The sequence below is a fragment of the Dietzia sp. SLG310A2-38A2 genome, from assembly GCF_014145095.1.
In the GTDB taxonomy this organism is placed as follows: domain Bacteria; phylum Actinomycetota; class Actinomycetes; order Mycobacteriales; family Mycobacteriaceae; genus Dietzia.
On the sequence record NZ_JAALDX010000277.1, the window covers coordinates 1 to 5,486 of the forward strand.

General features: G+C 71.1%; 9 protein-coding genes. 7 read left to right on the forward strand and 2 right to left on the reverse strand.

Translation table 11 applies throughout. The features are described from left to right. On the reverse strand, window positions 1-846 hold an 846-nt coding region (locus G6027_RS10130; protein WP_187702790.1), incomplete at its 3' end, for an oxygenase MpaB family protein. A gap of 194 nt (window positions 847-1,040) precedes the next feature. Between G6027_RS10130 and G6027_RS10135 the strand changes: the two genes are divergently transcribed. The 6 genes from G6027_RS10135 to G6027_RS10155 all read left to right on the forward strand — a co-directional run bounded on the left by G6027_RS10135 (window position 1,041) and on the right by G6027_RS10155 (window position 4,854). After that, a complete protein-coding gene (locus G6027_RS10135; RefSeq protein ID WP_346995686.1) occupies window positions 1,041-1,847 on the forward strand; it encodes an SDR family oxidoreductase in 807 nt (268 codons plus the stop codon). Window position 1,848: 1 nt separating this feature from the next. Further along, on the forward strand, window positions 1,849-2,400 hold the full coding sequence (locus tag G6027_RS10140; protein ID WP_182637066.1) for an LpqN/LpqT family lipoprotein: 552 nt from the start codon (window positions 1,849-1,851) through the stop codon (window positions 2,398-2,400). A gap of 78 nt (window positions 2,401-2,478) precedes the next feature. After that, a complete protein-coding gene (gene rfbC / locus G6027_RS10145; RefSeq protein WP_182637072.1) occupies window positions 2,479-3,138 on the forward strand; it encodes a dTDP-4-dehydrorhamnose 3,5-epimerase in 660 nt (219 codons plus the stop codon). 63 nt (window positions 3,139-3,201) lie between these two features. Beyond that, complete coding sequence (locus G6027_RS19340) at window positions 3,202-3,336, forward strand: hypothetical protein (RefSeq protein WP_277612333.1); 135 nt, start codon at window positions 3,202-3,204, stop codon at window positions 3,334-3,336. A gap of 147 nt (window positions 3,337-3,483) precedes the next feature. Next, the gene (locus G6027_RS10150; protein ID WP_182637067.1) at window positions 3,484-4,260 is read left to right on the forward strand and encodes an enoyl-CoA hydratase; all 777 of its coding nucleotides are present in this window, start codon (window positions 3,484-3,486) and stop codon (window positions 4,258-4,260) included. Between the two features lie 72 nt (window positions 4,261-4,332). Then, window positions 4,333-4,854 (forward strand): protein-tyrosine-phosphatase, encoded by a 522-nt coding sequence (locus G6027_RS10155; protein ID WP_182637068.1) that lies wholly within the window; start codon window positions 4,333-4,335, stop codon window positions 4,852-4,854. On the opposite strand, the gene G6027_RS10160 is transcribed toward G6027_RS10155, so the two are convergent. Continuing rightward, window positions 4,851-5,012 (reverse strand): hypothetical protein, encoded by a 162-nt coding sequence (locus G6027_RS10160; protein WP_017837921.1) that lies wholly within the window; start codon window positions 5,010-5,012, stop codon window positions 4,851-4,853. The genes G6027_RS10155 and G6027_RS10160 overlap by 4 nt on opposite strands. 39 nt (window positions 5,013-5,051) lie before the next feature. On the opposite strand from G6027_RS10160, the gene G6027_RS10165 reads away from it, so the two are divergent. Beyond that, window positions 5,052-5,381, forward strand: coding sequence for a DUF4229 domain-containing protein (locus G6027_RS10165; protein WP_182637069.1), 330 nt, complete (start codon window positions 5,052-5,054; stop codon window positions 5,379-5,381). Window positions 5,382-5,486 lie beyond the last annotated feature (105 nt).

Consider the following 5,486-nt stretch of genomic DNA (forward strand, 5'->3'; position numbering starts at 1 on the left):
GGCGGACGGCGCGGCGATGGGCGCGCGGGTGGTGAGCATCGGAGCCCCCAGACCCTCGTGCGCCCTGGTGATCCGGCCGAAGACGGCAGCGCGATCCATGGGGCGGTGGGGCAGGTCGAGGGCGCGACGCACGTCGGAGGGGACGAGGCTGGCGGCGGCGTGGACCACCGTGATGCACGAGCGGTGTGCCGTGACGGAGGTGTCCACGAGGCCCCTGCACGCGCGCGCCGTCTCGCGTAACCGCGTCGCGGCCCGCTGACCCGCCGATGTCGCACGAGCGCGATCCCTGGAGGAACGGAGCAGCTGCTCGAGTTCGCGGACCGTCATGGGAGAGACCCGGCAGCCGTGCAGGTGCGCGATCCCGGCCGTCTGCCTGACGTATCGATCGGACTCGGCCGGGGTGAGCGGCTGCGCGGCGAAGCGCTGGTACGCGGCGAGCAGGGCCCACGTGGTGGCCGCGTGTGCCCACTCCACGAGCTCGGGGTCCGACCCGTAGTAGTACTGCCCGTGCTCGGTGGTGCCGGAGAAGGAGGCGCGGTCGCGGTGCGAGTGCTCGATCGTCACCATCGCGTCGTCGACCGTGCCGAACGTGGTGATCTCGATGAGATCGTGCAGGTAGCCGTCCGCGGACCAGGGTTCCTCGACCGCGTCCGCGGCGGCGAGCGTGGCCGCGTAGGCCGGGTTGGCGGCCAGCATGAGCAGTGCGGTGGTCACGCCGATCGGGGTGGCCGCGTCGCCGTGGACACGCCAGATGGGGTCGTCCGGGTGGAACCAGCGGGGGCCCGGGATGTCGAGGATCGAGCACACGGGGGTATCCGCCGCACCGCGTGGAGCAAGTGGAGACATGGGCACGCCCTGGGGTAGTTGCGCCGTGCGCGACGGCCGGTTGATTCCTGACGATGACTGTAACTCTCGTCCCGCCGGTCGGCCGGGATTCCCTGGGGGCGGGCTGAGAAAATCCCGTGAACCTAGCACCGGGACACGGCCTCTAGGCTGGCAGTGCACACCCGAGAGCCCCGATCCGCACCAGGAGACGACACGTGAGCCCTTCCCCCCTTCCCGCCCCCCGCACCGGCCCCGTCGTGCCCGACCGCTTCGCGGGCAGGACCGCTCTCGTCACCGGCGCCAGCCGTGGGATCGGGCTGGGGATCGCGCGACGTCTGCTGTCCGAGGGGGCGTCCGTGGTGATCACCGCCCGCGGGCAGGAGGGCCTCGACGAGGCGGTCGCCGAGTTGGGTGCGCCGGACCGGGTGCTCGCGGTGGCGGGCAAGTCCGACGACGAGGACCACCAGCGCGAGGTGGTGGCCCGGGCCGAGGAGGCCTTCGGGCCGGTGGACCTTCTGGTCAACAACACCGGCATCAATCCCGTATTCGGTCGGACGGTCGACGTGGACCTGGCGGCCGCCCGCAAGATCACCGAGGTCAATGCGCTGGGCACCCTGGCGTGGACGCAGAAGGTCTATCACTCGGGTCTCGGCGAGCGGGGCGGGGCGGTGGTCAACGTGGCCTCGATCGCCGGACTGGCCCCTTCGCCGGGGATCGGGTGGTACGGCGCCACCAAGGCGCTGGTCATGCGACTGACGCAGGAACTCGCGGTGGAGGTCGGCCCCGCCGTCCGCGTCAACGCCGTGGCGCCGGGCGTGGTCAAGACGCGCTTCGCCGAGGCGCTCTACTCCGGCCGCGAGGAGCAGATGTCCGCGGCTCTGCCCGCGGGCCGACTGGGGGTACCCGACGACATCGCAGGTCCCGTGTCGTTCCTGCTCTCCGACGACGCCCACTGGATCACCGGGCAGACGATCGTCGTGGACGGCGGGGCGCACATCGTCGGCGCGGGACTGCAGGGCTGACATGACCTCTATTCAGGAGTTCTGCGCCTCGACCGGTCGCTCGCTCGAGGCGAGCCCGCCGATGGCGGTGGCCGCGCAACCGCTGACCTGGGTGGACAACCCGCCGTGGCAGCGGATCGAGTCACCGGAGCCGTCGGCGGTGATCTATGTGGACCCGGGGGCTCACTGCGACGGCTTCTCCCCCAACGCCGTGGCCACGTGCGCGCGCGTCGCGCCCGCGATGTCCACCGATGACGCGGTGACCATGATCGTCGCCACCGCGGAGGTGCTCTCGGACTGGACGTTGCTGGAGGAGGTCGCGGGGGAGGGGGACGAGGACGCCGGCGCGGTGCGCAGCGTCTACCGCTTCATCAGGGGCACCTACACGGCCGAGCCCGGAGAGATGGCCACCTCGAGCCTGATCGTGGGATGGAGCGACGACGAGGCGACCTACGTCTTCCAGTTCGTCGTGACCGGGTGGCGCGAGGACGCTGGTCTGCACGACTCGGCCATGGACTGCCTGCTGATCGGCGAGTGGACGGCAGGTCAGATCGTCGGCGCCATGCGGGGTTGACGCACGCGGGCGGCGGCGGGGTGTCCCGCTAGGGTGGGCGGGATCGGAAGTCAGGTGACCAGGAAGGCGGGACCGCCGGTGCAGCAACGCGAACTGAGCGTGTCGGGGGCGTGGGAGATCACCCCCCGCCGGATCTCGGACGACCGCGGGGTCTTCCACGAGGCGTTCACCGACCCGGCCTTCCGCCGCTTGACCGGGCACCGCTTCGACCTCGCGCAGGTCAACGTGTCGGTGTCGGGCGAGGGGGTCCTGCGGGGCCTGCACTACGCCGACGTGCCGCCCGGGCAGGCCAAATACGTGCTGTGCCCGTCGGGGTCGGTGTTCGACGTGGTGGTGGACGTGCGGGTCGGTTCACCGACCTTCGGCGAGTGGTCGGGGGTGATCCTCGACTCGAGCGATCAGCGGGCGATCTACGTCCCCGAGGGCGTGGCGCACGGATTCCTCTCGCTGGAGCCGCAGTCCACGGTCATGTACCTGTGCTCGGAGGGGTGGCGGCCGGGCGCCGAGCACGCGGTGGACGCGTTCGACTCCCACATCGCGATCGACTGGCCCTCCGTGGCCCTCGACGGCACCCCGATCACGCACGTGATGAGTGAGAAGGACCGTGACGCCCCGAGCCTGCTCGACGTCGCGGCCTCGGGGCGTCTGCCGCGGTGGGAGGACTGCGAGGCGCACGTGGACCGTCTGCGCGAGGCCACCGCCCGTGTCGACGAGGAGTGGCGCCCGAGCCGCGATTGACATACCCTAGGGGGTATCGAGCGACATCCTGTCGGGTCGACAACCCCCTTGAAGGAGGACGCCATGTGTTACCCCGTCGCCTGTTCCGTCTGCGGCAAGACCACCTGGGACGGTTGTGGTCAGCACGTCGACGAGGTCAAGGCCGCCGTGCCCGCAGAGAAGTGGTGCGGCGGCGAGCACCCGGCCCCGGTTCGATAACCCGCGGCTCGGTACTCCCACCGAGGTGGCCCGGGGCGCGGTGGGCCCGGCCTCCATCGGGGGCGTCGATCTCCACTCCGGCGCCACGGACCCGTCCGGCGGGGTAGAACCGGGGGACACGCACTCCCGTCCCTCCCGGAGGCCCCAGTGAGCACCCCGTACGTCCTCGTCGAGCGCAGCGGCCCGATCGCGCGCGTGACCCTCGACCGGCCCGAGCGCCGCAACCCCCTCTCGATGCAGATGATGCGAGAGGCCACGGCCGCCATCCGCGACCTCGGCGACGACCCGTCGTGCGGCGTGGTGGTGGTGACGGGGTCCGGCCCGGCGCTGTCCGCCGGGCACGAGATCGGCGAGATGATCGACCGCACCCTCGACGAGGAGCGCGAGGTCTTCGACACCTGCGTCGAGCTCATGGAGTCGATCCAGGCCATCCGCCAGCCCGTGATCGCGGAGGTACAGGGCCACGCCATCGCCGCCGGATGCCAACTCGTGGCGACCTGCGACCTGGCGGTGGCCGTCGACACCGCCCGGTTCGGCACCCCGGGCGTGAGGATCGGCCTGTTCTGCTCGACCCCCATGGTGGCGGTCTCGCGGAACATCGGCCGCAAGCGGGCGCTCCAGATGTTGCTGACCGGTGAGACGATCGACGCCGCCACCGCTGTCGAGTGGGGCCTGGTCAACGAGGCGGTACCCGCCGACCGGCTCCGGGCCCGTGTCGACGAGCTGGCCACCCGGATCGCCGATGCCAGCCCGTTGACCCTGCAGATCGGCAAGCAGGCCTTCTACCGGCAGATCGACCTCCCGCAGGGCGAGGCGTACCGCGAGATGGCCGAGACCATGTCCACCAACGCGATGACGTGCGACGCCCAGGAAGGCATGACCGCGTTCCTGGACAAGCGCACCCCGCACTGGCGTGGCGAGTGACCGGTGACCGGCGGTTCCGCGCGGTGACCTGCCCGACCGTCGGTGTGGGGGCCTCCCACTAGGATCTGCGGCATGGCGATCTCGGTGATGACGGTCTGTACCGGCAACATGTGTCGGTCACCGCTGGCCGAGCGACTGCTCGCCGCGCGAGCCGCCCATGCGGGACTCGACGTGGTGGTGGATTCGGCGGGGACGAGGGCGGTCAACGGGGTGGCGATCCACCGCGAGACCCATCGGGTGCTCGAGGCCTATGGCGGTGACGCGGAGGGCTTCGGCTCCCGCCTCCTCTCGCCGCGACTCCTGCAGGGCCACGATCTGGTCCTCACCGCGACGCGCGCCCACCGCGACGCCGTGCAGGAGATGGCTCCGCTGCTGTGGAGGAAGACCTACACGCTCCTGGAGGCGGCCCACCTCGCCGACGCCGACCGAGCGCTGACCCTCCCGGGGCTGGCGCGAGCCCGACTCGGCGTGGACACCGACGACCCGGCGTGGGACATCGAGGACCCGATCGGCCGCGAGCCCGAGGTCTTCGACCGGACCGGGGCACAGATCAGCCACGCGGTCGACTCGATCGTCGATCTCCTGGCCCGCTAGGGGTCCAGGGGTTTACGCCCGTCGAGATCCCGTAGGAAATCAGGGTCGTCGTCCGGGGCGATCACGCGCGGCGGGGCCGGCCGTGAACCGGGCCCAAAGGCCCGCCACAGCAGGATTGCCACGGTCACCACTCCGATGAGTGCGAACAGCCAGATCACTCGAACCTCCTTCCCACCACGATACGTATCCTGGTGTTCATGAGCGAGCGAGACGAGTCAGCAATCCCGGCGCAGGCGCCCACCGGAACCAGGCCCGGCGCGCGGCTGGCCCGCAACATGATGTTCTACACCGTGTTGAGACTGCTGATGGTCGTGGCGCTGACCCTGGTCGTCATCGGGATCGGCCGACTCGCCGGAGTGGATGTCCCGGTGCTCGTCGCGGCGATCCTCTCCGTGGTGGTCGCCCTCCCGCTGTCGATGATCCTGTTCACCCGCCTGCGGGCGGAGATCAACTCCGACATCTCCGCGGTCGACGCCGACCGGCGGGTCAAGCGCGAGGACCTACGCCGTCGGATGGACGAGGCCTGACCGTTCCGGACGCTAGCCGGATCGGACGGTGGCCGGACCGGGCGGCGGGGCGACGCGCGGGCGCGGACTAGCTGGTCGGCCCGGGCCAGGGCAGGGCCGGGAGTC

What these genes read in the sequence shown, in the direction of transcription:
- G6027_RS10140 (WP_182637066.1), top strand. Translation starts at nt 1,849, where the DNA reads ATGACCTCTATTCAGGAGTTCTGCGCCTCGACCGGTCGCTCGCTCGAG.
- G6027_RS19340 (WP_277612333.1), top strand. Translation starts at nt 3,202, where the DNA reads ATGTGTTACCCCGTCGCCTGTTCCGTCTGCGGCAAGACCACCTGGGAC.
- G6027_RS10155 (WP_182637068.1), top strand. Translation starts at nt 4,333, where the DNA reads ATGGCGATCTCGGTGATGACGGTCTGTACCGGCAACATGTGTCGGTCA.
- G6027_RS10165 (WP_182637069.1), top strand. Translation starts at nt 5,052, where the DNA reads ATGAGCGAGCGAGACGAGTCAGCAATCCCGGCGCAGGCGCCCACCGGA.